Source organism: Companilactobacillus bobalius (assembly GCF_002179915.1).
Lineage (GTDB): Bacteria > Bacillota > Bacilli > Lactobacillales > Lactobacillaceae > Companilactobacillus > Companilactobacillus bobalius.
This window is the reverse complement of sequence record NZ_MYFM01000004.1, coordinates 35,678-61,519: the sequence shown is the minus strand read 5'-3', so window position 1 is coordinate 61,519 and position 25,842 is coordinate 35,678. Positions and strand designations below refer to the sequence as shown.

Below are 25,842 nucleotides of genomic sequence, written 5' to 3'. Positions count from 1 at the left end.
TTTGCCATTTTATTCTAATTTTGGTCATAAATAATTCAAATTCGACCGATATACTTTAAGGTGTATTAAGAATTAGAAACCGAGGTACACCAAATGAAAAATGAAAAGTATTATTTAAACACTAAAACAATCAATCAAATGAATATGAATTTTTTAATTAAATTAGCAACACTAACAACGAATGCTACCGTTATGGAACTTTTAAAAGTGACGACTGAAAGAATCGATGAACGTCTTCAAGAAATTGACCGTCAATTTTCTGCCTTTAGATATGACTCTTTAGTATCCAAATTTCAACGTGGAGATCAGAAACCTTTAACGTCTTCCAACGACTTTAAACAAATTTATAACACCGCTATATTGTCCGAACAAATGACTAACGGAATCTATAAACCGTATTTTGCTGGAAAATTTGATCCTTCAGTAATAGTTAAGAACTGGGCAATTGAGCAAGTCTTCGATGAAGTACTTAAACCACTTTTGAAAAATCCTGAAGTAGTAGGAGTTTACTTGAGTGGTGATCGAAATATTAAATTTGCTACCAAACAGAATTCTGATTTTCGCTGGGAGATTAATATTCCCAACGCTGAAAAAGATTTGACGACTTATTATTTGAAGAATGGTGCTATTTCAACTTTCGAAAATGATGAATTTTTGGGTAACACTTATAAAATGAATCAAGCTGATAATCATCAGACAACTGTTATCAGAAGTAGCTTGATTGAGGCTAGTATTTGGGCTTTAGTTGGTTCTTCATCTAAGAAGGAAGAGTTCATGTCCTTCATTAAACATTACAATTTGACGGGAATTACTGTTGATAAACAGGACAATGTTTTGAACTTCAATTTAGGCTCGATTATTGATAATAAAGAAATAGTATTAAATAAGTAAATCTAAAAAAGGGCTTCAATAATCTGAATGTGAAAACTCAGATTATTGAGGCCTTTTTTTTGTACTGAAAAACTTACTGGTATGGCATTTGTTTTGAAATTATGAATTTTCACTATTTAAGGTAAGTTCAATTTTGCATACTCATTTAGAAAATGTAAGACAAAAGTCGAAATGAAAGCGCATTCCAATTTGCTATTTTCTGGGCTAATCTATAGACGTGGAGCGGAGGTGAAATATTGGATGACAGGGAAACAGTTGTATTAAAGCAAATAATTCATTTTCAGGTTAGTAAAAGTTTTGAACTGGAACGTAAATTAAATTTAACACCGAGACAACTTTCATATTCATTGAAAAAAATAAATATTGAATTGAAAAGAAATAATTTATCCTCGATTACTAGATCTAATTCAGGACAATTCTTTATTCCCAATGAATCAAAAAACTTTTTAGAAAAACAGATACAGAATATTCCCGATACAAATAGATACTTTAACGAAGACCAAAGAATGTACCTAATTATCTTGTACCTTCTTACTAGCGGAGAAATAGTTTCATTAGTTCATATATATGAGTTTTTAAATGTAAGTAAGACAACGGCCACGTCAGATTTAAAAAATGCTAAAAGATACCTTAAAAAGTACAACTTGGAATTAATATATTCGCGAAAAGATGGTTATAGAATAAATGGTTCAGAATTGAAAATTAAACAAATCATAAATGAGCTGGTTGCAATAATTCTACGTTTCGAAGATGGTATGGAATTGATTGTGGAAATATCCGATATTTCAGTAGGCTCCATAATTCATTACACGCATAAGATTGAACAGCATTTGAATATTACGTACTCAGATCAATCGTTTAATCAATTAGTTTATTCTCTAATGATATTGATAGCCAGAAATCGTTCATGTCAGGTTTCAAAGGAATCGTATTTTAAGACAGATATTCGTGATACTAGCGAATATGATTTCATATCTAATGTTATTCCTGAAAAATGGATAGCAAATAAAGACGATTATAAATGGATTTTATTGTTATTCATTTCAGCAAATACTGTAGAAGGACAGATTCAATACCAAAATTCTGATTTATTAAAAATGGTTCATGATATGGTGCAACAGTTTGAATCTTTAACCTATGTAGAAATAAAGAATAAATCGGATTTTGAAAAGAGGTTGGTTGCACATATTCAACCGATGATTTTAAGAATTAGATACGGATTACATTTGAAAGATTCAGGAATTAAGTCAGCTGTAAAAAATGTTAAGAATCATCAGATGTTTGTTGATACGGTACGTCAAATTGTAAAACCTTTGGAAAAAAAATTAAACTCGGCTTTGCCAAAAGATGAAATTGAATTATTATCCTTTTACTTTGGATCTGAACTTGAGAATTGGAAACCAGAAGAGAAAAAAAGGGCTGCAGTTGTTTGTAGTAATGGAGTAATTGTTTCCAGATTGATGTTTAAAAAATTGAGAGAAATGTTTCCTGAAATAAGTTTTGTTTCAGCATCTTCTGTTAGAGAATTTCAAAAGTTTAAAAATGATTTTGATGTAGTGTTTACAACCGTGCATTTAAAGACGGATGCAAGACAATATATTATTCATCCGATTATGACAACCGATGAATCCTTGAATTTACGATATCGAGTGCTTAGAGATATTAGTTTTGGTAATTCAGAAGAAATGTTAGATGGATTAATGAATATTATTAGTCGACATGGACAAATAGATGATGAAGTTCGATTGAGAAAAGAAATTCAACTATTTCTATTAAGAGGACAAGACGATGAAGTAAAGGAAACAGAATATTTACCAGACCTATTAGCATATGTAAAACCAGAGTTTATTAATTTTACCGATCAGAAACTTTTGTGGACTGAAGCATTGGAATTAGCAACGAGACCACTTATGAAAAAAGGAATTGTAACAGATAAATTCCTCAAACAAATTATTAAAGAGAGTTCGTCAATGAGTAATTATAGTTATTTTGGTAAGAACATGGCTATTCCTCACACGACTCCGGATATGGGTGTTAATGGAAATGCATTTGGTTTTTTGATTAGTAAAGAGCCAATAAAGTTTCCAAATAACGCGGACGTTCATATTATTGTTCCATTGGCTGTTGGAGATACAACAAGTCATTTTAAAGCAGTAGAACAATTGGCAAATATAGCTGCTAATGCTAAAGCAATGAAAACATTAATTAACGCTGATTCTAGAAATAAAGTAATCAATGAAATAAAAAGAAGAATTAAGGAGTGAGTTACTTATGGATCTAAGAAATTATCCAAAATTTACAATTATCATGCGCGGGTATACTCAAGAACAAGCCATGACAATTATGGAAGCGATGGATGGGTTCGAAAATGACTTTGGTATAGAAGTTACGATGAATACTGAACATTGTCTTGATATTATCAGAGATGGCTATCTTAAATTTGGTGAAAAATATCAAATCGGTGCTGGTACAGTTATGGACTTAGAAGATACTAAGAATGCCATTGAAGCAGGTGCAAAGTTTCTTCTAGGACCTCAGTCATTTACTAAAGAAATGATTGATTATGCGCATGATCATGGAGTAGTGACTGTTCCCGCTGCAATGACTCCTACAGAAGTAACTGGGTTGTTCGAAAAAGGAGCAGATATTGTAAAAATTTTTCCAGCTTCAACGGTAAGACCTGATTACTTTAAGGCAATTCAAGCTCCTTTAGGTAAGCTACCCTTGATGGCCGTCGGAGGAGTTTCTTTGGAAAATGCCGGTGAATTCTTGGACAATGGCTGTGATTATTTAGGAATGGGATCAAAGCTATTTAATAAGGAAGATATTAGAAATGAAAACGTTGAAGGGTTGGCCAATTCTTTAGCAACATTTGTAAAAGATTTTAAGAAAAGAGGAGCACTCGTTTGAAGGTAGATATTGATTTAGATAAAGCATTATTTCTTCCACATATGACCGCGGATGATAGCACTGATGTTATTGAACAACTTTCTTCTCAGCTTTATGAAAGCGGTTACGTGAAGAAGGATTATATAAATGCTATTAAAAAAAGAGAAATGGAGTATCCAACTGGCCTCCCATCAAAGAGTCCGGCAGTGGCGATTCCCCATGCGGATTTTAATTTAGTTAATAAGACAACTGTGGCGGTTGGTACCTTAGAGACGCCAGTAGAATTTCATGATATGGAAGACATAAAAAAAACAATTCCTGTTCAAATAGTAATCATGCTTGCAATTGGGGAGCCACATGGCCAAGTAGAAATGCTACAAAGAATTGTTGGAATTATACAGGATGAAAAATTACGGAATGATATTTTGAATGCTAATACATCAGAAGAATTATTGAATCTAATTGAACCATCATTGTTAGGAATTTTAAATTAATATTTGGAGGAATTATATTATGCCAGCACGTATATTAGTAGCTTGTGGAAACGGAATCGCAACATCAACAGTTGTTGCTTCAAAAATCAGAAGTTTCATGGAAGACAAAGGTTTGCCTGTAGATACTACTCAAACTAAGTTAATGGAAGTACCCGGTAAAGTTGAGGGTTTTGATTTATTAGTAACGACAGGAGAATTTGATGGAAAAACACATGGTGTACCTTACGTTAAAGGAATGCCAATTTTAACCGGAATAGGGGCAGACAACACTTTCAATGAAATTTATAAGATTATAAAAGAAAAAGAAGGTTAAATTACGATTTAACTATCAGGGGGTGAATAAACATGCATATTATAATGGATGTCTTTAACTGGTTGATTGCTGCTGGACCGACGGTATTATTACCAGTAATTATCACGATTATTGGTCTTATATTTGGATTAAAGATTACTCGTTCATTTAAATCTGGATTGACGCTTGGGATTGGTTTCGCTGGTATCAAATTGATTCTTGATTTTATGACAACAAATGTTGGACCTGCCGCTAAAGCAATGGTAGATAGAACTGGGGTTCATTTAACAGCACTAGATGTTGGATGGGGTTCAATCGCCGCTGTTACATGGGCATCACCAATTATTGCAATTTTGATTTTTGGAATTCTTTTAGTAAATATTATTTTATTGATTTTAAAGAAGACACATACCTTGGATGTTGATATTTGGAATTATCATCATATGGCAATTGTCGGAGTTATGGTTTACTTCGTTACTAAAAATATTTGGTTAGGTATTGGTTCATCAATTTTGATGGCCTTGATTACTTTCAAATTAGCCGACTGGTCTCAGCCAATTGTTGAATCGTTCTTTGGTATTCCAGGAGTGTCCTTGCCAACAGTTTCGGCTTTGTCATCACTAGTTATTGCTTGGCCTTTGAATTGGCTTTTGGATAGAATTCCTTTCATGAGAAATAATAAGTTTTCTATAAAGGATGCTCAAAAGTATTTAGGATTCTTTGGAGATTCAATGATTATGGGTCTGATTATCGGTATGGTCATTGGATGGTTAGCTGGATACGATCTAATGAAAGTTATGCAATTAGGTGTTTCAATGTCAGCTGTCCTAGTATTGATTCCAAAGATGACTTCATTATTTATGGAAGGATTAATGCCAATTTCAGATGCCGCACAAAAGTGGTCTGAAAAGAGATTTAAAGGTAGAAAACTCTTTATTGGTTTGGATGCTGCCGTTGTTGTTGGTAATCAAGATGTTATCACCACAGCTCTGATTATCATTCCATTGACTATTGCAATGGCTTTGATTTTACCAGGAAATTCAGTTCTACCATTTGCTGATTTAGCTGTTGTACCATTTAGAGTTGCTTTGGTTGTAGCACTTACAAATGGTAATTTGATCAAGAATATTATTATTGGATTAGTTGTAACAGCTTCACTTCTATGGTGTGGTACTGCAACTGCTCCAGTATTAACTGCAATTGCCAAGTCTGTTGGTATTAAATTAGGTGCAAATTCACTATATATTAGTTCATTTGCGGCCACATCAATGATTCAAAGTTTCATCGTATACTTTGCATTCACATGGCATCCACTTATTTCTATACCAGTATTAATCATTGCTTTCGCTGGAATATGGTACTTCTTTGATGGTATAAAGCATGTTAATAAGAATATGGAAATGCAGGATGCTGTAACTGATTAATAGATTAGGGGTAGATATTTTGAAAATTTCTGATATTAAAATTTATAAAGTAAAGCCACGTTGGATTTTTATTAAAATTCTAACTGATGAAGGTATTACCGGATGGGGCGAAATGATTTCAGGAACTAAAACTGAAACAGTAGTAGCCGGTGCTGAAGAGATGGGTAAGAAAATCATTGGACGTGATCCATTTGAAATTGAACGTATCTGGCAAGAGTTACATCGTTCATTCTTTAGAGGTGGTCCTATTAACGGAACAATTATTTCAGGAATTGAGATGGCCTTATGGGATATTAAAGGAAAAGCATTGAATGTTCCAGTTTATGAACTATTAGGTGGAGCTGTTAGAGACAAGATTAGAGTATATTCATGGATTGGTGGAGATCGTCCTAGTGATGTGGCCAAACAAGCCAGAGAACGTGTTGATAAAGGATTTACTGCAATTAAAATGAACGCAACTTCAGAATTACACTATGTTGATTCTTATAAAAAGGTTCAAGCAGTAGTTGATCGTGTTGCTTCGATTCGTGATGAAGTTGGCGATGATCTTGAAATTGGAATTGATTTTCATGGACGTGTTCATAGACCGATGGCTAAAGTTCTGGCAAAAGCATTGGAACCATATCACCCTATGTTTTTGGAAGAAGTTGTTTTACCCGAAAATTGGGAATCATTTGATGATATTGCTAGAGAAGTTTCAATCCCATTGGCTACCGGTGAAAGACTTTATACTCGTTGGGCCTTTAAGAATTTGTTCAGACAAGGTGCAGTTGATATTGTTCAACCAGATGTAGCTATGTGTGGAGGTATCTTAGAAACCAGAAAGATTGCTGCTGAAGCGGAATCATTTGATATGGCCTGCGCACCTCATGCACCATATGGACCAGTTTCATTAGCTGCAACTTTGCAAGTTGATGCATGTACACCAAATGTGTTCATTCAGGAACAAAGTCTGGGTATCCATTATAACCAAGGCTTTGATCTATTAGATTTTGTTAAAAATAAAGAAATCTTCCAATACAAGGATTCATATGTTCAACTACCTAAGAAACCAGGTTTGGGTATTGAAATGGATGAGGATATGATTAAGGATGTAGCTCAACAAGGTTTGGTTTGGAGTAATCCTTCTTGGAAGAACTATGATGGTACAATTGCCGAGTGGTAGTTAACAGGAGGTAGCAACAATGGGAGAATCTATCATAATGATAGTTTTAATAGGTGCCTTGTTAGTATTCGAGTTTCAACAGCAAGCATCAATTAAAATAAAAGCTAAGTCATCAAATTTGAAATACTTAATAGCAATCGTAGCAGCATTATTAATCGTCGTTTTATTTTGGTCACACTCCATGCAATCAAACATAAAAGTAGTTTTAATTGCTGTATTGTTTGCTAGTGTTGCGTTTTATAATCAAGGACTTGGAAATGATAAGGTCGTTACTTACGGTTCATTATCAAAGGCTTCTGATTATGGTAGATATGATCAAATTATTGTTGAACCTGTTAAAAAAGACACTATGGTAACATTTGCATCTAAAAAAGGTGGTAGTTATTCTTTAATGTTTACGGATAATGAGGAATCAATTCGACATTTTATTCGTAAACGCGTTCCTAAAACAGTCAAGGTATTGACTGGAGAAGAGTATCAAAGACAACTAACTATCAAAAATAGAAAGCATAGAAGTTTAGAGTCTAAGCAACTAGAAATGATTAGAAATAGACCGAATAGAAATAAATTTGTTGCTATTAGAAAAAAGAGTTAAATAAAAAAATAAGCTAGAAAAAATCTATCATAGATTTTTTCTGGCTTATTTAAGTAAATTTACTTTTCAGAGTCGTCCCATTCTTCAACAGAGTCAACATAACCATCAGGGTTACCGCTCCAGAAGAAGTCGCCGTACCAAAGACTTCTCTTATCATTATCGAAGCCATTGATTTCTTTCATATCAGCATCGCTTAATTCAAAGTCATAAACATCTGAATTTTGAACGATTCTTTCTTCGTGAACTGACTTAGGAATAGTAATAATACCATTTTGTAAGTCCCAACGAAGGATAACTTGAGCAACTGACTTGTTATACTTGTCAGCAATTTTCTTTAATCTGGCGTCACCTAGAACAGAACCACCACCAAGTGGAGACCATGCTTCAAGTAGAATATTGTTTTCGTCACAGAAGTTCTTGATATCAACTTCTTGGCAAAGGGGATGATATTCCATTTGGTTAACGGCAGGTTTGATTGAACAATTCTTAAGAATATCCTTTAATCTCTCAATATTGAAGTTAGAAACACCAATAGCACGTGCTTTGCCTTCTTTGTAGATTGTTTCCAACGCACGCCATGTGTCCAAGTATGTGCCATCTACTGGCCAGTGAATCAAGAGAAGATCTACATAGTCTGTTTGTAATCTCTTTAATTGACCTTCAAAGTTGTCGAGTGTTGATTGATAGCCTTGGTCACCATTAAAGATCTTTGTTGTTAAAAAGATATCTTCACGTTTGAGACCATTATCTGCAAAGCCCTTTTGTAATCCTTCACCAACACCAGCTTCATTACCGTATTGTTTTGCAGTATCAATAGCTTTATAGCCGTGTTTCAAAGCCCATTGTACAGATTGAGAAGCACCCGTATTGTTTACTTTCCAAACACCCATACCTAATTGGGGCATTTCAACACCATTATTCAAAGTTACAGTAGAATCCAATTTTAAATTCATATTCTAACCTCCTATAAGTATAATTTTAACTCAAATATAACTGTGATACTTGGAATATTGCTTTTCGTTTGGTATAGTTCAATCTGAATGCGCTATCATTAATATAGAATGTATTGTTCCTGGGGGAAGCTATTAATGAAAAATAAATTTACGAACGTAATTGAAAATAAAAACGAAATTAAATCTGAAATTATTAATCTATCTGCTACTCTGAATTTACCCAAGGGAACAGAAGCTTTTATCAGTGATGTTCATGGAGGATATGACCGTTTTTCGCACATTATGCGCAGTGGTGCCGGTAATATTAGTAAAAAAGTATCAGAAGTTTTTTCTGGTAAATTGATGCCGGTCAATCAAATGAAATTATCTTGTTTGATTTATTATCCGTCAGAAGTCCTTAAAGAAACCAAGAGTAAAATTACCGATGCAGATGAATTAGAACAGTGGTATATGGATTCATTCAATAATCTAATTGAGATGTTGCGCTATGTGGCTAATAAGTATCCTAAGAGCCTCGTGCAAAAAGCTATTCAACCGGATTTTTGGAATATTACTGAGAATCTATTGATGATCGATACTAATTTCAAAGATAAACGACTCTATTATCAAGGCTTATTGTCCAGTATTGAACGTTTGAATATGGCCGATGATTTTATCATTGCTATCAGTCATGCAATCCAACGTTTGGCAATTGAGAGGATTCACATTGTTGGAGATATTTATGATCGAGGTTCACGTCCTGATTTGGTCATTGATTATCTAATCAATCACTGGCAAAATTTTGATATCCAATGGGGAAATCACGATATTTTGTGGATGGGAAGTATGGCCGGCTCCAAATTATGTATGCTCAATTTGATCAGAATTTGTGCCCGTTACGACAATCTAAGATTACTAAATGATGCTTATGACATCGACATGACTTCTATGATTAAGTTAGCTCGTCACAGTTATCGTCCACTATCGAATTTTGATCCTAAAGTTGATTTGACTGAAATATCGGAAGAAGATCGAATCACTGATAATTGTGTCCAACAAGCCGCTGCTATTATGCAATTCAAATTAGAAGGTCAAGCTATAAAACGTCGTCCTGAGTTTGAAATGGATGATCGACTATTCTTGGACAAGTTGAGTCAAGATAAGAAGTCAGTCAAGATTGATGACAAAGATTATCCAATCGAAAATGGTTGTTTCCAACTAGTTAATCCCGGAAATCCCTATCAAATTTCACATCCCGAACAAGTCGTATTGATCGATTTAATTAATCAATTCATTCACTCAACCAAGTTAAACGAGCACATGTGGTTTATGTACGATCATGGCTCAATGTACCTTAAGCATAACGGAAATCTTTTGCTCCACGGTTGCGTACCAGCAGACGAACAAGGCAATTTTGTTAAATGGAAGATAGACGGTCGTAATTATTTAGGGAAAGATTTGAGTGACTACTTCCAAGTTATAATGCGGGATGCAATGCGCCATCCCACAACCGGAGATTGTTTCAATTCTGATGTGCTCTGGTATCTATGGTGTGGAAAAGACTCGCCATTATTCGGTAAGGATAAGATGACTACATTCGAACGTTACTTCATAGATGATAAAGAGTTACAAAAAGAAACCTTGAATCCCTTCTATAAATTACGTAAAAAAGAATGGTTCGCCGATCGAGTTAAAGATGAATTTGGAGTGGGAGAAGAAGGACATATTATAGTAGGACATACACCAGATATTGACGAAGAGAATCTTCCTATTATGTCCAAAGGAAAAGTTATTCAAGTAAACGGTGGCCGCCCCAAGATGGAACACAATGGAGGATTCACTCTGTTATACGATTCCTATGGAATGCAGCTATTACAATTGAAACCATTTATTTCCTTATCAACTTCATTGAAAGATTTGAACGATGTGATTTTGAAACGAAAGATCGTTGAAAATTCGGTTGAACGAAAAGTGGTCATGGATACCGATCGAGGAGATAAGATAAAACAACAAATAGCTGATTTGTCGGCAGAACTAAACGATTAGAGAGCGAAACAAACTCGTTTCTACTATAGAGCACAGAACAACGGTTACACTTAAATAGAACGTAAAAAAGGTCCAAGATAATATTGAAGTGCCCTAAAATTGTTAGACATAATCTAACAACTTTAGGAGCACTTTTTTTATGACCAAATACTCTTCAGATTTCAAAGTTAAATTAGTAAACGAATACCTTGATGGACAAATTTCTATACTTGGATTATCAAAAAAATATGGAATGCCCAGTAAATCACCGATTTATCGTTGGGTCCATGAAGCGGAGGCGAATGGACTTGATTATTTGATAAGTAAGAAATCCCATAAAGAATATTCTCAAGATTTCAAATTATCCGTGATAGAATATTATAAATTACATGAGATCAGTCGCCTTGATACTGCAATTTATTTCAAGATATCACCCAGTCAAGTTGATTCATGGATCTATAAATATAATCACTATGGTGTTATCGGATTAAGGCGTCGTCCCAGAGGGAGACGACCGTTAATGGCCAAGAAAAAAAAGAAACAAACACGTTTAAATTCCATAAAAGAAGAGAAATATTAACAAGAGATTCTCGATCTAAAAGCTAAACTACATGATGCCGAAATGGACCGTGATATTTTAAAAGCACTAAAGACCTTGCGAGAAAACGATCACAACTCGAAAAAGCAAAATTAGTCAAATCATTACTTAAAAAATACAAGTTGAATGAGTTATTAACTAAGGTCGATCTACCAAGATCAACTTATTATGAACGCCTTAGTAAAACTGATAAAACAGATAAATACGCTCAACTAAAAGAGTTTATTGTTAAAACATATCACGATTCAAACTCAACCTACGGTTATCGTCGAATCTGGAAGGAGTCTCTCAAGGTCGGATCCAAAAATTCTCCAGAAACAATTCGGCATTTAATGACCAAACTTAAATTAAAAGTAGTTATTTTTTCAAAACACACATCTGGTTACTGTTCCTATAAGGGTAACCTTGGGAAAATAGCTCCTAATATAATCAAACAGAAATTCACTGAGACAGAACCATTAAAAGTATTACATACGGATGTAACTCAAATACGTTTGCGCAAAGACAAATGGGGCTATATATCCGCCGTGCTGGACCAGGCCAGCGGCGAAATATTATCTTATTCAATAAGTTTGAGTCCTAATAAATTACTAATATTAGATACACTAGAAAAATTGAAGCAAAATATAGTTCCCTCTTTAAAACCAATTCTTCACTCTGATCAAGGATGGCATTATCAACTTAAATATTATCGAGATACCCTAAAAATAATGGGCATTGAACAAAGTATGTCTCGAAAAAGCAATTGTCACGACAATGCCCCAATTGAGAGTTTCTTTAATCTGCTCAAAAGAGAATGTCTTTATAGGTATAATATCGATGACCTAACCGAATTAAAGAACTTAGTCGCTAAATATATTAATTGGTACAACAATAAATGTATTTCTTTAAACAAAAATGGATTGTCCCCTGTAGAATACAGGGAGCAATCCATGATTTTTTAAAACTTATAAAAATGTCTAACTTTTTTATTGCACTTCAATAAATCAAAAATTATCTAGGTTCTTTTTATATTATTTAATTTTCCGATCAAGTTTCTTAAATCTTTTAGATTATATTTCTAAAAGATTTTCATTCACATTATTTTTTTTTTATTTTCATATACCATAATCGGGCTTTTATTACATTTTCAAATATGTGAAAATGAATTTTTAAGAAATGAATTTTTAAGAAATGGATTTTTTCTATGATTAAAATAAATAACAATTTAACAAAAGCAGATTGGAAATATGTTTTTTTATTGTTGAAGAAAAATAACATTCTAAGCTCTTTTAATAAAAGAATCAGATTTTGCCAGTTTCTCTCTGTAATAAGTTTTTCCTTTATTATAATTATCTCTCTACTTGATGACCCTCATGAACTAACACTAGTAAAATTGATATATTCCATACAAGATCTATTGGCAATGATTTTTTGTATTTTCTTTTTAAAATTTTTAATGTGGAAAATATTTATTAATAAGAATGTTCAGATTTTAGCAAAAAAAGACCACACTATTTTTTTTGACAATGGAATCAATATTGATAAAAGATCAATAAATAATTCTTCCTATGGTAAATTTAAGTATATTATTGATTCTGATTATTTTTATATTCTGGTTCGTCCCATAAAAATAGAATATTCTCTTAAAAAAAGATCACAAACCGTTCTTCCAATTGTGCCCATAAAAAAGAATAAAAATACTTTAAATACACTTCCATCAACGGATTCCATATTCCAATTATTAGGTTATAAGATTCCTAACATTATAAAAGTCTAAATATTTTCCAGTTTATTATATACGTCGTTAAAAAAAGTGACATGGTAAATAGCCAACTATTTGAAGTGCCCTAAAATTGTTAGACATAATCTAACAATTTTAGGAGCACTTTTTTTATGACCAAATACTCTTCAGAATTCAAAGTTAAACTAGTAAATGAATACTTTGATGGACAAATTTCTATACTTGGATTATCAAAAAAATATGGAATGCCCAGTAAATCACCGATTTATTACTGGGTCCATGAAGCGGAGGCAAATGGACTTAATTATTTGATAACTAAAAAATCTCATAAAGACTATTCTCAAGATTTTAAATTATCCGTGATAGAATATTATAAATTACATAAGATCAGTCGCCTTGATACTGCAATTTATTTCAAAATATCACCTAGCCAGGTTAATTCATGGATATATAGATATAATCACTATGGTGTTATTGGATTAAGGCGTCGTCCCAGAGGGAGACGACCGTTAATGGCCAAGAAAAAGAAGAAACAAACACGTTTAAATTCCACAAAAGAAGAGAAATATTAACAAGAAATTCTCGATCTAAAAGCTAAACTACATGATGCCGAAATGGACCGTGATATTTTAAAAGCACTAAAGACCTTGCGAGAAAACGATCACAACTCGAAAAAGCAAAATTAGTCAAATCATTACTTAAAAAATACAAGTTGAATGAGTTATTAACTAAGGTCGATCTACCAAGATCAACTTATTATGAACGCCTTAGTAAAACAGATAAATATGCTCAACTAAAAGAGTTTATTGTTAAAACATATCACGATTCAAACTCAACCTACGGTTATCGTCGAATCTGGAAAGAGTCTCTCAAGGTCGGATTCAAAAATTCTCCAGAAACAATTCGGCACTTAATGACCAAACTTAAATTAAAAGTAGTTATTTTTTCAAAACACACATCCGGTTACTGTTCCTATAGAGGTAACCTTGGAAAAATAGCTCCTAATACAATCAAACAGAAATTTACTGAGACAGAACCTTTAAAAGTATTACATACAGATGTAACTCAAATACGTTTGCGTAAAGACAAATGGGGCTATATATCCGCCGTGCTGGACCAGGCCAGCGGCGAAATATTATCTTATTCAATAAGTTTGAGTCCTAATAAATTACTAATATTAGATACACTAGAAAAATTGAAGCAAAATATAGTTCCCTCTTTAAAACCAATTCTTCACTCTGATCAAGGATGGCATTATCAACTCAAATATTATCGAGATACCCTAAAAACAATGGGTATTGAACAAAGTATGTCTCGAAAAGGCAATTGTCACGACAATTCCCCAATTGAGAGTTTCTTTAATCTGCTCAAAAGAGAATGTCTTTATAGGTATAATATCGATGACCTAACCGAATTAAAGAACTTAGTCGCTAAATATATTAATTGGTACAACAATAAACGTATTTCTTTAAACAAAAATGGATTGTCCCCTGTAGAATACAGGGAGCAATCCATGATTTTTTAAAACTTATAAAAATGTCTAACTTTTTTATTGCACTTCATATTGCCATCAAAGTGATAGCATTATCTTGGACCTTTTAAAATCAAAGAGATTTAAGCATCTTCTTTATTTTTCCAATCATCTTTCTTTTCATCCCAATTTTCTGAGAGGGCATGTTTAGGAAGAATCAAGTTAAGCACGATACCGACAACTGTGGCAACACCAACTCCAGTGAATTGGAAGGAACCCATTTGTAAGTATGCATTACCAATACCGATAACGAGGATAACAGAAGCAATCATTAGATTACGTTTTTCATTGAAGTCGACTTTGTTGTCAACCAGAATTCTTAGACCACTTGAGGAGATAACACCGAATAGCATAAAACTAATACCACCGATTACGGGTCCAGGAATAGTTTGAATCAAAGCACTTAATTTACCAACAAATCCGAACAAGACAGCGAAAACAGCAGCACCGATAACAACGTAGACACTGAAAATCTTGTTAACAGCCATAACACCAATATTTTCACCATATGATGTAACAGGAGGACCACCAAGGAAGGCGGCAACGATTGAAGCTGTACCATCACCAGCTAGTGTCTTGTGTAAACCGGGATCTTTGAAGAAATCACGATTAGTTAATTCATCAAGTACCATGATATGTCCCAAGTGCTCAGCCATAGTAACGAAGGCAATTGGCGCAAAACTCAGGATTGCACCCCAGTAGATTTGATGAGGCATGTAGTTAGCAAACATAATATCAAAAGCGGGTAGTTTGAACCAAGGTGTTGAAGCAACCTTAGAGAAATCAACGATACCGCAGAAGACAGAGAGAACGTATCCTCCGACAATACCTAGAAGAATAGCAATATTACTCCAAAAACCACGAAGGTACATGTTCAAAAGAACAGTTAGGAAAAGTGTAAACATAGCGATTCCGAAATACTTCAAGTCATAATGTGAACCGTTCATCATAGCATTATCAGCGGCACTTCCGGCAACTGACATACCGATAACTACGATGATAGGACCAACGACGATTGGTGGTAAAGCTTTATCGATCCAAGCAGAACCGGCAAAACCAACAATGATAGAAACAATCAAGTATACACAACCAACAGCGATAGTACCTTGAGCGACTCCTTGATAACCAACCGTCTTCATTAACGAGACCATCGGAACAATGAAGGAAAAACTAGAACTCATGTAAGCTGGAATTTTTCTGTGTGTAATCAAAATGTGAAGCAAAGTTCCGACACCGGAACTGAATAAGGCAATACTTGGATCCAATCCAACTAGTAGAGGTACAAGGACTGTGGCCCCAAACATTGAGAATAAGTGCTGTAATGATAGGAAAGCCCAACTGCTTAACGGTGGCTTTTCATAGACATCCAAAACTGCGTCTGGATTACGATATTGTTCTTCGTTTTTACTCAAAAAAACATCCCCTTAGTATTTTTTTGTAAAAAAATAGTCCCCTATCCCGTGTATGCGAAATAAAAGACTGAACGTGTTTCCTTATTAGCCTCACGGGACCAAAATTTAAAGGATCATTTATTTAATTACACTTAATATAATTGAGTTGCATTGTAAAGTCAATAATGAAATACTAAAAGGAGAATTTAAGCGTTAACAAAGAGGAGATTTTTATGGTTGAATTATATATTGTAAGACATGGTGAAACGGACACTAACTCTGAGGCTCGAATCAACGGAATGTCTACTGACAAACCCCTAAACGCCAAAGGTATCAAGCAAATTGAGGAATTAGAAAAGCATATTGATATCACTGATTTTGATGAAGTTTATGCAAGTCCAATGAAGCGTGCAATGCAAACAGCTGAAATTTTGAATCAAGGAGCACACGAAATTCAACAAGATAAACGTCTAGTTGAAGCCGACTATGGTTCATGGGATGGTTTGAGAGAAGAAGAATTGATCGTAAAACACCCAGATGCCTTTGATGAAAACAAATATTTGTTACCAAATTATACTAAGTACGCCGTTAATGGTGAAGAATACGCTGATGTTTACAAACGTGTTGAAGATTTCATGAATGATATGGCTAAAAAAGGTGACGAGAAGATTTTGGTAGTTTGTCACGGTTTCGTTAGTCGTTCATTTGTTAAAGTCACAACTGGTGCTAAAGATATTTCAAACATCATTCAACCTGATAACGGTGGTGTATCGAAGTATAAAGTTTCCGCTAGTGGCAAGAAGTATCTAATGTATTATGGACGTTTAAATAATATCGATTAGAGGGTAGACAATGAGTCTGACTAATAAAGTTCCCGAAAAGGATGTTCAAACGACTTTCAATAACATCGCGGGCAACTATGATAAATTAAATTCCATTATGAGTTTGGGAACACATCAAAAGTGGCGTAAGAAAGCTACTGAAAAAATCGTCAATCATCCTCAAAAAGTGTTGGATCTTTGTTGTGGTACAGCTGATTGGACGATTATGTTAGGGCAAAGATTTTATCATGCTCAAATTATTGGTGTGGATTTCAGTCAAGAAATGCTTAAATTGGCTCAACAAAAAGTTGCTCAATCCAAGTTAACTAATATTATTTTGGAAACTGGTGACGCCATGCAATTAAATTTTGCAGACAATAGTTTCGATGTAGTCACAATCGGTTTTGGATTAAGAAATGTGCCTGATGCCGATAAAGTACTGCGTGAAATCTATCGCATTTTGAAACCATGTGGGCAGTTGATCTGTCTGGAAGCATTCAAAGTCGAGACGCCAGTAGTTAAAATTGGTTGGAAATTGTATTTTAATAAGTTAATGCCCTTAATGGGAAAAGTTTTTGCGAAGAATAAATCTGATTATCAGTACCTAGATGATTCAGTTAATCGTTTTGTCAGTATCAAAAAACTATGTCAGATGATGCAAGATGCCGGATTCAAAGATATCGAAGTTACTGATTTAATGATGAAAGCAGCGGCTATTCATTCGGCAATTAAAAGTATTTAGACAAAACAAAAAGAACACCCGGGGAAGGTGTTCTTTTATTTTTTTAGGGGATTAAATATATATGTTATAGGGGGGATGAGATGAGATATCTCTCATCTACAAGTAATACTATAACCAATAAGTGTGAACCAATTATATTGAAAATGTGAAGATTTTGTGAAGTTCTATTTATTTAGAAATATTATTTTATAACTGTTGTAGCAAGCTAACAATTAAAAGGGGTGCTCAAAATGTCAAATATCAGAGATGTCGCCAAGCTTTCAGGTCATTCAGTTTCAACTGTTTCAAGAGTCATCAATAATCAAAGTTATGTTGCTACCGAAACTAAAGAAGAGATTCTCAAGGCAATGAAGGAATTGAATTATCATCCTAATGATATTGCTAGAGCCTTAAGTACCGGCAAAACTTACCGTGTTGGTGTCGTTATGCCTTATAGTAATCATCCTTATTTTCAAAAGTTAGTTTCCGCTATCACTCAGGCCGCCTTCAAAGAAAACTATCAAGTTACTTTATTGCCTTCTCATTATAATGTTAAAAGTGAGATTAAATATTTAGAAATGTTGAAGCATCAAGCATTCGATGGACTGATTTTTACTTCCAGAGCCATTCCATTTGAAACAATTGTCGAATATCAGAAATACGGTTCGATTACTTGTTGTGAAGATACCTTGGATTACCCCATTTCTTGCGCATACACTGATCGGGAAAAGTCTTATATAGATGCTTTTGGATTATTAAAGAAATTAAAATTTCAAAATATAGGCGTTACGGTAAGTCGTAACGAACAAACGAGTCGAAGTGCTAAATCAACGGTCGATTCTTATTGCAAAGTATTTGGAAAAGAGTGTCCGGAAAAATTATTAGTTCGAAATATGCAGTTTTTTAAAGACGGAATTGAGGCTGCTAAGGAGTTGACTGCTAAAAATCTAAATCTGGATGCAGTTTTTGCCAATGGCGATCAAGTTGCGGCTGGAATTATTTATCAATTAAAGAAAATGCAAATTGATGTTCCAGTTATCGGCCAAGAAAATTTGGATTATAGTTACTTAATGAATTTTTCAACGATTGATCATAAGTTGAATGAAATTGGTGAATATGCTTTTTGGTCTCTGTTTGAAAAAGAAGTCGTTAAGAAGTTGATTCCTGCCGAATTTATTTTACGAGGAGCATTAATTTAATATAAAATATCAAATAAAAAACACCCTTTTTTCGGAAAGGGTGTTTTTCTAGGGGATTAAATATTGTTTATAGGGGGGATGAGAGAAGAGTATTGGCTCTTATCTACAGTTTAATATTACTGGCTTATCAGAAGTTCATAGTTGTTTGAAAATTGTAAAGCATTTTTGGATAGCCCATAGTTGATAAGTCTTTTATATTTTTATAAATTCTTTGTCCTTTTGTAACTTTTAAAGTTACATCCCATGAGAGCAGAAAAAACTACTCTGCAAGGAATAGTATATCGTATTTTACGACTAACTACTACCAACTGGCACGTAAAAGACAATAAAAAAAGTACCTCGGGGAAAGGTACTTTTTATTTAGGGGATTAAATATATATATGTTATAGGGGGGTGAGAAAAGGGATTATCTATATCTCTCATCTACAATTTATATAATACTCAACCTTTATGAATTAAATATTTATAAAATGTGAAGATTTTGTGAATTCATATAAAATGCCGTCCTCCACAACAAGAAAATTTGGCTGGAACGCCATGGGCCGACTTGGAGCTAATTATTTCACACTTCGTGCAAAATAATGGATCTCTAAGTTCGGCCTTTATCTAAGCAATAAATTGCTAAGATAAATCTCATGGCTGAGCCAATTTTCTTGTTGTTCCGGACTAAATCCGGCTTTGTTTCTTAGATGTTTTAAAACCTAAATAGGAACTGCATCTATATTAGTCAATATCGATATGGTGTTCTGAGCTAGTTTTCTTTTCTAACTTAGGGAGGATAACCTTCAAGACACCATTGTCATAGTTAGCTTTGATGTTCTCAACGTCGGCTGCTGGTAAGTGATATTGTCTCATGAAGCGGCCACTTGTGCGTTCGGACATAATCATGTCGCCGTTCTTATCGTTATGATCATTAAAGCTGTCGCGACGGCCACTAACGGTCAAAACATCATCTTGATAATTGATGTCGATATTCTTCTTATCAAAAGCTGGCATATCAATATGTACTTCATAATCTTTATCTGTTTCTTTAATGTCAGTCTTCAAATTAGAACCTTCTAAAGCACTATCTTCGAATAATGATGGAAAACTAGTCATCCATTTGTCTCCATTGAAAAAGTCTCTCATTAAATTGTTACGATTCATAATTTCATTTACCATAAATAATTAACTCCTTTTTAAAAGAATAAATTTGTTTTTTAGCACTCATCGAGTACGAGTGCTAATGGAACTCCAAAAAAATAAGCTTAAAGCGTTAGTCAATATCGATGTGATGTCCAGAATCTACTTCCTTATTTATCTTTGGAAGAGTGATTTCCAAAACACCTTTGTTATATGTAGCTTTGATATTATCTTGATCAACTTGTGGCAATCTGTATTGTCTCATGAAATGACCACTTGAACGTTCAGACATAATTACATCACCATTTTTATCATTATGATCAGTGAAACTGTCACGGTGACCACTAATAGTTAAAACATTATTATCATACGTAATATCAATGTTCTTCTTATCAACTGCGGGAAGATCAACGTGTACTTCATAATTTTGATTATTTTCTTTAATATCAGTCTTTAATGTTGAATCTTCGGGAAAATTATTGTCAAATATAGATGGAAAACTATTCATCCAAGAGTCACTATTAAACCAGTTTCTCATTAAATCGTTACGGTCCATAATTTCATTTGCCATATTTTATTACTTCCTTTCCCTTAATTACAAATACAGTATAAAACCTGAATTATGGAAGTTCAAGAATTTAGCACTCTTAATTAACGAGTGCTAATTTTAGCAAAAAGTAAGTAAAAAATAACCGTATATTATGTGATACAATTAACTTAGTAAAGAAGAGGATGTTAAGATGACTAAATTAGTTATGAAACGTATTTACGACAAAGATTTACCAGCAGGGTATCGTGTGCTGGTAGATCGGCTTTGGCCACGTGGTATGTCTAAAGTACGTGCAGACCTTGACTTATGGGCAAAAGAGATAGCCCCATCAGCAGAATTGCGTAAGTGGTTTGGACATGATCCTGAAAAATATTTAGAATTTAAGAACAAATATTTAGATGAGATTAACAATAATCCATATACCAAAGAATTTCTAAAGTCCTTAAAAGAGGCTCTTCAAACACAAGACGTACTGATACTATATAGTGCAAAAGATGAAGAACATAATGACGCTGTAGTGCTAATGGAATATCTAAATTCGAATATTTAAGTATTGTAGATTGGTTGGCTAACAATTATGGAAGAATTTGATTTGCAATCTTTATTATCTAGTAGTGATAAGTTATTGATTCATCTGTTGCAATCATATGCACAGACCAATGATATAGCTATTTTTGTGTTAAACAATGAGGATCATTTACAGGCTGGAATTTTTGGTAAACTAACGAGGAAAACTGAATTAACACGGGTAAATAAAACTAGAGACTTATCTAAGTTGAGTATTAACAAATGTAAGTATGATATGGAATATGCTGATGCACCGTTGCGTATTTCTATAATCAATCAACGAATAGGAAAAATTTGTGTTGCTCAGGATATTTTGAAAAATACTGATCCGAGTAATATTGTAGTAATTCAAAAATTACAGCAACAAGTTGAATATTTAAGATATTTATTTGAGAGTGTATCAAAGCTGATCATCAAGGAGAGAGGAATTGATGATTTCATAATTAAATATTCACTAGATGTCGACGAAGCTATCGATGATCTCGAAAATGATGAGAGTGGTGCATTGAAGAGAATCAGACATCTGTCGACTTCAAATGAATCGATTATTTCTGCAATTGAGTTTATTGATAATAATTTAGATAAGCGTTTAACACTTGATCAAGTATCGGGCAAAGTTTATTTGTCGGATTATTATTTCAGTAAACTGTTTAAGAGGGAAACAGGTTTGAGTTTTTCGGTGTATTTGAATGCCCGAAAAATTCAAAAAGCCATGATTCTCTTAAAGGAATCAGATAACAGTATTAATGAAATTTCGGATGCATTAGGTTTTACTAGATTGAGCTACTTTAGTCAGACGTTCAAAAAGTACACTGGCTATGCACCGACGAAATATCGTATTGATGGAAAAGAGTAATAAAAATGTAGGGGGCATTCTTACTAATGCTTCCTGCATTTTTTGTTTACCCTGATAATTATTTCAATGTGTAAGCGATAACTAGACGTGTGTACAGGATTTATGCACAAATTATCTTTTTTTATGAAAAAAATTGTAGTAAAATTTAGGCTTAATGTAAATTACTTGTTTTTGTGTAATTTAAGGAGAGATATTTATGAAAAATGTCTTTAAGAAGGAATCCGTCGACACTTATATCAAGGCGGATTCGAGATTAACAAAGAGTTTAGGGGCAAGGGATCTCTTGTCACTTGGGATTGGAGCCGTAATCGGAACTGGTATTTTTATCTTACCAGGACATGAAGCGGCGTTACATGCCGGTCCAGCGGTGGCAATAGCATTCTTGATTGCTGCACTGGTCTCTGGCTTAGTCGGCATGGCTTATGCTGAATTTTCTTCGGCAATGCCTGTCGCAGGTTCGGCTTATTCATTTGGTTCCATTATTTACGGTGAAATAGTCGGCTGGATTCTAGGTTGGGCTTTGATTTTGGAATACTTCTTAACCGTTTCAGCGGAAGCAGTTGGTTTTGCTTCATATTTTAACAACAATATTTTGGGAGCTTTTGGAGTACATCTACCTAAGTTCTTATCGGCAGGTCCTCTGGAAGGTGGTGGAATCAATATTTCAGCCACATTGATCGTCTTATTGATTGCTATCATCATTTCCCACGGTGCCAGTCTTTCTAAGAAAGTTGAAAACGTTGCGGTTGTTATCAAAGTAGCGATTATCGTCCTCTTCGTTGTGGTCGGTTTCTTCTATATTAAGACTAGCAATTATGTGCCATTCTATCCTAAACAGTTCCATACTGAACCCTTTGGTTTAGGTGGAATCTCGACAGCTTGTGCTACAGTCTTCTTTGCTTTCGTTGGATTCGATGCTTTGGCAGCCAATTCAGCGGAGACCATTAATCCGAAAAAGGATATGGTTAAAGGAATTCTAGGAACAGTTATTGTCGCAGTAATCTTGTACGTTTCCTTCTCACTTGTTTTAACCGGAATCGTCAATTATAAGGACTTAAACGTTGATGATCCAGCCGCTTATGCGTTGAAAGTCGTACATCTCGATACTTGGAATAAACTGATCACCATTGGCGCCTTAGTTGGTATCTTCACATCATTGTTGACGATGTTCTTTGGTGGATCTCGTCTAGTTTACGCTTTGGGCCGCGATGGATTGTTGCCTAAGAAAATGGGACAAGTCGACTTCAAATATTCAGTTCCAAAGAATGCCATTTTAGTAGCGACAGTAGTTCAAGCTTTCTTTGCCGGCTTGGTACCATTGACTGAATTAACATCATTGATCAATGCCGGAACCTTGTTGGCCTTCGTCTTTATTTCTTTCGGTATTATTCCGTTACGTCATCGTAAAGACATTCCTAATACAGGTTTCAAGATGCCTTGGTATCCATTCCTACCAATTTTTGCTGGAGTAGCTAGTTTATACTTCTTATTGATGTTGCCAGCTATTTCTAAAATCAGTGTTGGAATTTGGATCTTGATTGGAATCGTCGTTTACTTCACTTACAGTTTGAAACATTCAAAATTGCAAAATAAAAAATAGCTTCCTGACGGAGGCTATTTTTTCTTGCTCTTGGGAGCTTTATTGTTGTTGATTATATGAATAATTAGGGTAACGATGATGGCACCAACTAAAACACCTACGAAGACAAGATTAGGTATTTCGATGTCAATTGCTGGAATCGACAAGAATAATTTTACCGAAATGAACATGATCAAGAAGTAAGCCATACCGTTTAGTTCAGGAATCTTACTCATCAAGCCCATGATTAGTTCAGCGATACCTCTCATAGCTAAGATACCGATCATACCACCAATTAAGACGATAACCGGATTACTAGAAATAGCCAATGAGGCCAAAACAGAATCAATTGAGAAGACGATATCCATTAATTCAATTGAGATAACGACTTGCCAGAATCTGGAAATGTGAAGATGCTTTTCTAGAGCATTCTCTTTTTTAGGTTCAGTTGGAACCTCAACTTTTTTATTCTTACTGAAGAAAAAGTGATTTAAGAAGAGATAGAACAAGTAGGCGGCACCAAAGACTTTGATCCACCAGAAATTAATCAAGTAGACCCCGACACCGATAACTAAGAATCTAAAGATGTAAGCACCGAATAGTCCGTAAAATAGTGACTTTTCCTGTTCAACTTTGTTAGGTAGTGATTGTGTTTGAGCGGCCAAAACTACCGCGTTGTCGACTGACAACATACACTCCATGACTACCAATGATAAGATAACTAACCAATCTTCCCCCGATTCAATAACAGTTGCCCAGTTATGAAGATCAAAGAATGGACCGTACATATTTATTAATGCATTCAATCAGTATTCCTTGCTTTCTATTTGTATTGTTGGGTAAATGATACCAGATTAGAGGATCGATTTACAATTAAGGTTTGAAAAAGAAAATGGAAGTATACTTCCATTTTGATATAAGGAGTAAATAAAAAAAGCAGTTCCCTCATTTTCGAAGAAACTGCTCTTTAACTTTTAAGCGGTTGGTACAAATGTTGTATAGATTAACCAAATATTCAAAATAGTTAGCACCACTGCAACAAAGTAACCTAGATATTCAATAAATTTATTATTGGCAAATTCACCCATAAGTTTCTTGTTACTGGAGAATCTGATCAATGGAAAAATTGAAAATGGTAAAGCGACACTCAAGAATACTTGTGACAATGTCAAAAGTGATTCGATCTTAGCTTCGTTACCATGGAAAATAATGGCAAACGAGATAACTGGAATAATGGATAGAAGACGAGTAATAACACGTCTTGCCCATAGTTTCATCTTCATGTGGATGAAACCTTCCATAACAATTTGTCCGGAAAGTGTACCAGTGATAGTTGAGTTTTGACCAGATGCCAATAGGGCAACGGCAAACAAAATACTTAGTACGGGACTAGCAACTGCACCAGCAACCTTTGGATTTTGAAGGGCGTTAAATAGATCAACGAAACGTCCCAAATCACTATTTGTACCATAGAACAATGCGGCACCAAGTAGTAATAGTAAAGTATTAACGACAAAGGCTAATGTTAATTGGATATTTGAATCCCAAGTTGAAAATCTAACGGCTTGATGAACACTCTTTGGATCATCACGGTCATATTTTCTAGCTTGTGAAATAGATGAGTGCAAGTACAAATTATGAGGCATAACTGTTGCACCAACAATACCTAATGATAGATAAAGCATACTCTGATTTTGTAAAATTTTAGGTTCGGGGATGAATCCAACCATCATTTGACCAACATCTGGTTTAGCCAAAATAACTTCGTACAAGAAGACTAATAGAATAACCATAATAAGTGTGGCTACGATAGCTTCAATTTTTCTGAATCCTAGTTTCATCAAGACCAATAGTAATAGAACATCAAAAGCCGTGATGATAACACCCCATAATACCGGTATATTAAATAGCAATTTCAAGGCAATCGCTGAACCGATAATTTCGGCGATATCGGTTGCCATGATAGCCAATTCGGTGATGATCCATAAACAGAATCCTCCGACTCGACTAGTTCGATCTCTCGTTAGTTGTGCCAAATCTCTTCCGGTCACGATACCTAGTTTAGCTGACATGTATTGTAGTAGCATCGCAATTAAACTAGAAATCAAGATAACGGATAGTAATTTGTACTTAAATTGGGCACCACCGGCGATAGATGTTACCCAGTTACCGGGATCCATGTAACCCACGGCGACCAAAGCACCTGGTCCACTATATGCTAACAAGGTTTTAAAGAAACCTGCGTCTGTCGGAACATCAACGGTATCATTAATTTCTTCCAAGGAAGGACCGTTAGCGTAATGAATTAGGCTTTCGTGTTTTTTATTTTTTTCACTCAAGCTGTTCTCCCCCTTTTTATTCTCAACATATAATATCATGTTAGAGGTGTCTTTTAAACCCAGTAAACTTAATAATTAGGACAACTTAACAAAATAATACTAAAAGCCGTGTTTTCTAGGGATAGATGGTGACATGGG

At 34.3% G+C, this 25,842-nt stretch carries 24 protein-coding genes and 2 pseudogenes; 20 read left to right on the top strand and 6 right to left on the bottom strand.

Going from position 1 to position 25,842, the window contains the following annotated elements:
* Window positions 1–93: 93 nt before the first annotated feature.
* The 8 genes from LKACC16343_RS06960 (at window position 94) to LKACC16343_RS06925 (ending at window position 7,750) form a co-directional block, all read left to right on the top strand.
* Window positions 94–891, top strand: coding sequence for an FAD:protein FMN transferase (locus tag LKACC16343_RS06960; protein ID WP_056954789.1), 798 nt, complete (start codon window positions 94–96; stop codon window positions 889–891).
* Window positions 892–1,127: 236 nt separating this feature from the next.
* On the top strand, window positions 1,128–3,155 hold the full coding sequence (locus tag LKACC16343_RS06955; RefSeq protein WP_056954787.1) for a BglG family transcription antiterminator: 2,028 nt from the start codon (window positions 1,128–1,130) through the stop codon (window positions 3,153–3,155).
* A gap of 7 nt (window positions 3,156–3,162) precedes the next feature.
* Window positions 3,163–3,801, top strand: coding sequence for a bifunctional 4-hydroxy-2-oxoglutarate aldolase/2-dehydro-3-deoxy-phosphogluconate aldolase (locus LKACC16343_RS06950; RefSeq protein ID WP_056954785.1), 639 nt, complete (start codon window positions 3,163–3,165; stop codon window positions 3,799–3,801).
* Window positions 3,798–4,274 carry a PTS sugar transporter subunit IIA gene (locus LKACC16343_RS06945; protein WP_234032527.1) on the top strand — a complete coding sequence of 159 codons (477 nt, stop codon included), beginning with the start codon at window positions 3,798–3,800 and terminating at the stop codon, window positions 4,272–4,274. Before LKACC16343_RS06950 ends, LKACC16343_RS06945 begins: the two co-directional genes overlap by 4 nt.
* A gap of 19 nt (window positions 4,275–4,293) precedes the next feature.
* Window positions 4,294–4,587, top strand: coding sequence for a PTS sugar transporter subunit IIB (locus LKACC16343_RS06940; protein ID WP_054643972.1), 294 nt, complete (start codon window positions 4,294–4,296; stop codon window positions 4,585–4,587).
* Window positions 4,588–4,619: 32 nt separating this feature from the next.
* Entirely contained in the window at window positions 4,620–5,990 is a 1,371-nt protein-coding gene (locus LKACC16343_RS06935) for a PTS galactitol transporter subunit IIC (RefSeq protein ID WP_054643973.1), read from the top strand.
* Between the two features lie 19 nt (window positions 5,991–6,009).
* Entirely contained in the window at window positions 6,010–7,155 is a 1,146-nt protein-coding gene (dgoD, locus tag LKACC16343_RS06930; RefSeq protein WP_056954784.1) for a galactonate dehydratase, read from the top strand.
* A 19-nt stretch (window positions 7,156–7,174) separates the two neighbouring features.
* Window positions 7,175–7,750: a hypothetical protein gene (locus LKACC16343_RS06925; RefSeq protein WP_056954782.1), complete on the top strand. Its 576-nt coding sequence runs from the start codon at window positions 7,175–7,177 to the stop codon at window positions 7,748–7,750.
* Between the two features lie 59 nt (window positions 7,751–7,809).
* On the opposite strand, the gene LKACC16343_RS06920 is transcribed toward LKACC16343_RS06925, so the two are convergent.
* On the bottom strand, window positions 7,810–8,703 hold the full coding sequence (locus LKACC16343_RS06920) for an aldo/keto reductase (protein ID WP_054643976.1): 894 nt from the start codon (window positions 8,701–8,703) through the stop codon (window positions 7,810–7,812).
* Window positions 8,704–8,838: 135 nt separating this feature from the next.
* On the opposite strand from LKACC16343_RS06920, the gene LKACC16343_RS06915 reads away from it, so the two are divergent.
* From LKACC16343_RS06915 to LKACC16343_RS06890, 6 genes and pseudogenes are all read left to right on the top strand, one after another.
* The gene (locus LKACC16343_RS06915) at window positions 8,839–10,728 is read left to right on the top strand and encodes a fructose-bisphosphatase class III (protein ID WP_056954780.1); all 1,890 of its coding nucleotides are present in this window, start codon (window positions 8,839–8,841) and stop codon (window positions 10,726–10,728) included.
* Between the two features lie 139 nt (window positions 10,729–10,867).
* A complete protein-coding gene (locus LKACC16343_RS06910) occupies window positions 10,868–11,287 on the top strand; it encodes a helix-turn-helix domain-containing protein (RefSeq protein WP_056954778.1) in 420 nt (139 codons plus the stop codon).
* Between the two features lie 119 nt (window positions 11,288–11,406).
* Window positions 11,407–12,249 (top strand): annotated as a pseudogene (locus tag LKACC16343_RS06905) (IS3 family transposase); the annotation flags it as partial.
* A gap of 242 nt (window positions 12,250–12,491) precedes the next feature.
* A complete protein-coding gene (locus LKACC16343_RS06900) occupies window positions 12,492–13,064 on the top strand; it encodes a hypothetical protein (RefSeq protein WP_056954774.1) in 573 nt (190 codons plus the stop codon).
* Window positions 13,065–13,180: 116 nt separating this feature from the next.
* Window positions 13,181–13,600, top strand: coding sequence for a helix-turn-helix domain-containing protein (locus LKACC16343_RS06895; RefSeq protein ID WP_056954773.1), 420 nt, complete (start codon window positions 13,181–13,183; stop codon window positions 13,598–13,600).
* 119 nt (window positions 13,601–13,719) lie between these two features.
* Window positions 13,720–14,553: pseudogene (locus tag LKACC16343_RS06890) on the top strand (IS3 family transposase); the annotation flags it as partial.
* Window positions 14,554–14,642: 89 nt separating this feature from the next.
* Here LKACC16343_RS06890 and LKACC16343_RS06885 read toward each other — a convergent pair.
* The gene (locus LKACC16343_RS06885; RefSeq protein WP_056954770.1) at window positions 14,643–15,971 is read right to left on the bottom strand and encodes a uracil-xanthine permease family protein; all 1,329 of its coding nucleotides are present in this window, start codon (window positions 15,969–15,971) and stop codon (window positions 14,643–14,645) included.
* Between the two features lie 212 nt (window positions 15,972–16,183).
* Here LKACC16343_RS06885 and LKACC16343_RS06880 point away from each other — a divergent pair, with 212 nt between their 5' ends.
* The 3 genes from LKACC16343_RS06880 to LKACC16343_RS06870 all read left to right on the top strand — a co-directional run bounded on the left by LKACC16343_RS06880 (window position 16,184) and on the right by LKACC16343_RS06870 (window position 18,691).
* Window positions 16,184–16,792 (top strand): histidine phosphatase family protein, encoded by a 609-nt coding sequence (locus LKACC16343_RS06880; RefSeq protein ID WP_056954768.1) that lies wholly within the window; start codon window positions 16,184–16,186, stop codon window positions 16,790–16,792.
* 10 nt (window positions 16,793–16,802) lie between these two features.
* Window positions 16,803–17,513 carry a bifunctional demethylmenaquinone methyltransferase/2-methoxy-6-polyprenyl-1,4-benzoquinol methylase UbiE gene (gene ubiE, locus LKACC16343_RS06875; RefSeq protein WP_056954766.1) on the top strand — a complete coding sequence of 237 codons (711 nt, stop codon included), beginning with the start codon at window positions 16,803–16,805 and terminating at the stop codon, window positions 17,511–17,513.
* Between the two features lie 230 nt (window positions 17,514–17,743).
* Window positions 17,744–18,691 (top strand): LacI family DNA-binding transcriptional regulator, encoded by a 948-nt coding sequence (locus LKACC16343_RS06870; RefSeq protein WP_056954764.1) that lies wholly within the window; start codon window positions 17,744–17,746, stop codon window positions 18,689–18,691.
* Window positions 18,692–19,414: 723 nt separating this feature from the next.
* On the opposite strand, the gene LKACC16343_RS06865 is transcribed toward LKACC16343_RS06870, so the two are convergent.
* Window positions 19,415–19,852 (bottom strand): Hsp20/alpha crystallin family protein, encoded by a 438-nt coding sequence (locus tag LKACC16343_RS06865; RefSeq protein WP_056954762.1) that lies wholly within the window; start codon window positions 19,850–19,852, stop codon window positions 19,415–19,417.
* A gap of 94 nt (window positions 19,853–19,946) precedes the next feature.
* A complete protein-coding gene (locus tag LKACC16343_RS06860) occupies window positions 19,947–20,384 on the bottom strand; it encodes an Hsp20/alpha crystallin family protein (RefSeq protein ID WP_056954760.1) in 438 nt (145 codons plus the stop codon).
* 169 nt (window positions 20,385–20,553) lie between these two features.
* Between LKACC16343_RS06860 and LKACC16343_RS06855 the strand changes: the two genes are divergently transcribed.
* The 3 genes from LKACC16343_RS06855 to LKACC16343_RS06845 all read left to right on the top strand — a co-directional run bounded on the left by LKACC16343_RS06855 (window position 20,554) and on the right by LKACC16343_RS06845 (window position 23,386).
* Window positions 20,554–20,913: a DUF488 domain-containing protein gene (locus tag LKACC16343_RS06855; RefSeq protein WP_056954758.1), complete on the top strand. Its 360-nt coding sequence runs from the start codon at window positions 20,554–20,556 to the stop codon at window positions 20,911–20,913.
* Window positions 20,914–20,940: 27 nt separating this feature from the next.
* The gene (locus LKACC16343_RS06850; protein ID WP_056954756.1) at window positions 20,941–21,786 is read left to right on the top strand and encodes a helix-turn-helix transcriptional regulator; all 846 of its coding nucleotides are present in this window, start codon (window positions 20,941–20,943) and stop codon (window positions 21,784–21,786) included.
* A 196-nt stretch (window positions 21,787–21,982) separates the two neighbouring features.
* On the top strand, window positions 21,983–23,386 hold the full coding sequence (locus tag LKACC16343_RS06845) for an APC family permease (protein ID WP_025085911.1): 1,404 nt from the start codon (window positions 21,983–21,985) through the stop codon (window positions 23,384–23,386).
* 14 nt (window positions 23,387–23,400) lie between these two features.
* Here the strand turns inward: LKACC16343_RS06845 and LKACC16343_RS06840 are convergent, their stop codons facing one another.
* Window positions 23,401–24,171, bottom strand: a complete 771-nt coding sequence (locus LKACC16343_RS06840) for a TerC family protein (protein WP_056954754.1) — start codon at window positions 24,169–24,171, stop codon at window positions 23,401–23,403.
* Window positions 24,172–24,339: 168 nt separating this feature from the next.
* Complete coding sequence (locus tag LKACC16343_RS06835) at window positions 24,340–25,743, bottom strand: Nramp family divalent metal transporter (protein ID WP_162255723.1); 1,404 nt, start codon at window positions 25,741–25,743, stop codon at window positions 24,340–24,342.
* Between the last annotated feature and the right edge of the window lie 99 nt (window positions 25,744–25,842).

Excerpts from the sequence above, each read along its gene's own strand:
- LKACC16343_RS06880 (WP_056954768.1), top strand. The coding sequence starts at position 16,184 with ATGGTTGAATTATATATTGTAAGACATGGTGAAACGGACACTAACTCT.
- LKACC16343_RS06850 (WP_056954756.1), top strand. The coding sequence starts at position 20,941 with ATGGAAGAATTTGATTTGCAATCTTTATTATCTAGTAGTGATAAGTTA.
- LKACC16343_RS06960 (WP_056954789.1), top strand. The coding sequence starts at position 94 with ATGAAAAATGAAAAGTATTATTTAAACACTAAAACAATCAATCAAATG.
- LKACC16343_RS06835 (WP_162255723.1), bottom strand. The coding sequence starts at position 25,743 with ATGATATTATATGTTGAGAATAAAAAGGGGGAGAACAGCTTGAGTGAA.
- LKACC16343_RS06860 (WP_056954760.1), bottom strand. The coding sequence starts at position 20,384 with ATGGCAAATGAAATTATGGACCGTAACGATTTAATGAGAAACTGGTTT.
- LKACC16343_RS06935 (WP_054643973.1), top strand. The coding sequence starts at position 4,620 with ATGCATATTATAATGGATGTCTTTAACTGGTTGATTGCTGCTGGACCG.
- LKACC16343_RS06925 (WP_056954782.1), top strand. The coding sequence starts at position 7,175 with ATGGGAGAATCTATCATAATGATAGTTTTAATAGGTGCCTTGTTAGTA.
- LKACC16343_RS06895 (WP_056954773.1), top strand. The coding sequence starts at position 13,181 with ATGACCAAATACTCTTCAGAATTCAAAGTTAAACTAGTAAATGAATAC.
- ubiE (WP_056954766.1), top strand. The coding sequence starts at position 16,803 with ATGAGTCTGACTAATAAAGTTCCCGAAAAGGATGTTCAAACGACTTTC.
- LKACC16343_RS06845 (WP_025085911.1), top strand. The coding sequence starts at position 21,983 with ATGAAAAATGTCTTTAAGAAGGAATCCGTCGACACTTATATCAAGGCG.
- LKACC16343_RS06940 (WP_054643972.1), top strand. The coding sequence starts at position 4,294 with ATGCCAGCACGTATATTAGTAGCTTGTGGAAACGGAATCGCAACATCA.
- LKACC16343_RS06910 (WP_056954778.1), top strand. The coding sequence starts at position 10,868 with ATGACCAAATACTCTTCAGATTTCAAAGTTAAATTAGTAAACGAATAC.
- LKACC16343_RS06920 (WP_054643976.1), bottom strand. The coding sequence starts at position 8,703 with ATGAATTTAAAATTGGATTCTACTGTAACTTTGAATAATGGTGTTGAA.
- LKACC16343_RS06950 (WP_056954785.1), top strand. The coding sequence starts at position 3,163 with ATGGATCTAAGAAATTATCCAAAATTTACAATTATCATGCGCGGGTAT.
- LKACC16343_RS06855 (WP_056954758.1), top strand. The coding sequence starts at position 20,554 with ATGACTAAATTAGTTATGAAACGTATTTACGACAAAGATTTACCAGCA.
- LKACC16343_RS06870 (WP_056954764.1), top strand. The coding sequence starts at position 17,744 with ATGTCAAATATCAGAGATGTCGCCAAGCTTTCAGGTCATTCAGTTTCA.
- LKACC16343_RS06900 (WP_056954774.1), top strand. The coding sequence starts at position 12,492 with ATGATTAAAATAAATAACAATTTAACAAAAGCAGATTGGAAATATGTT.
- LKACC16343_RS06915 (WP_056954780.1), top strand. The coding sequence starts at position 8,839 with ATGAAAAATAAATTTACGAACGTAATTGAAAATAAAAACGAAATTAAA.
- LKACC16343_RS06865 (WP_056954762.1), bottom strand. The coding sequence starts at position 19,852 with ATGGTAAATGAAATTATGAATCGTAACAATTTAATGAGAGACTTTTTC.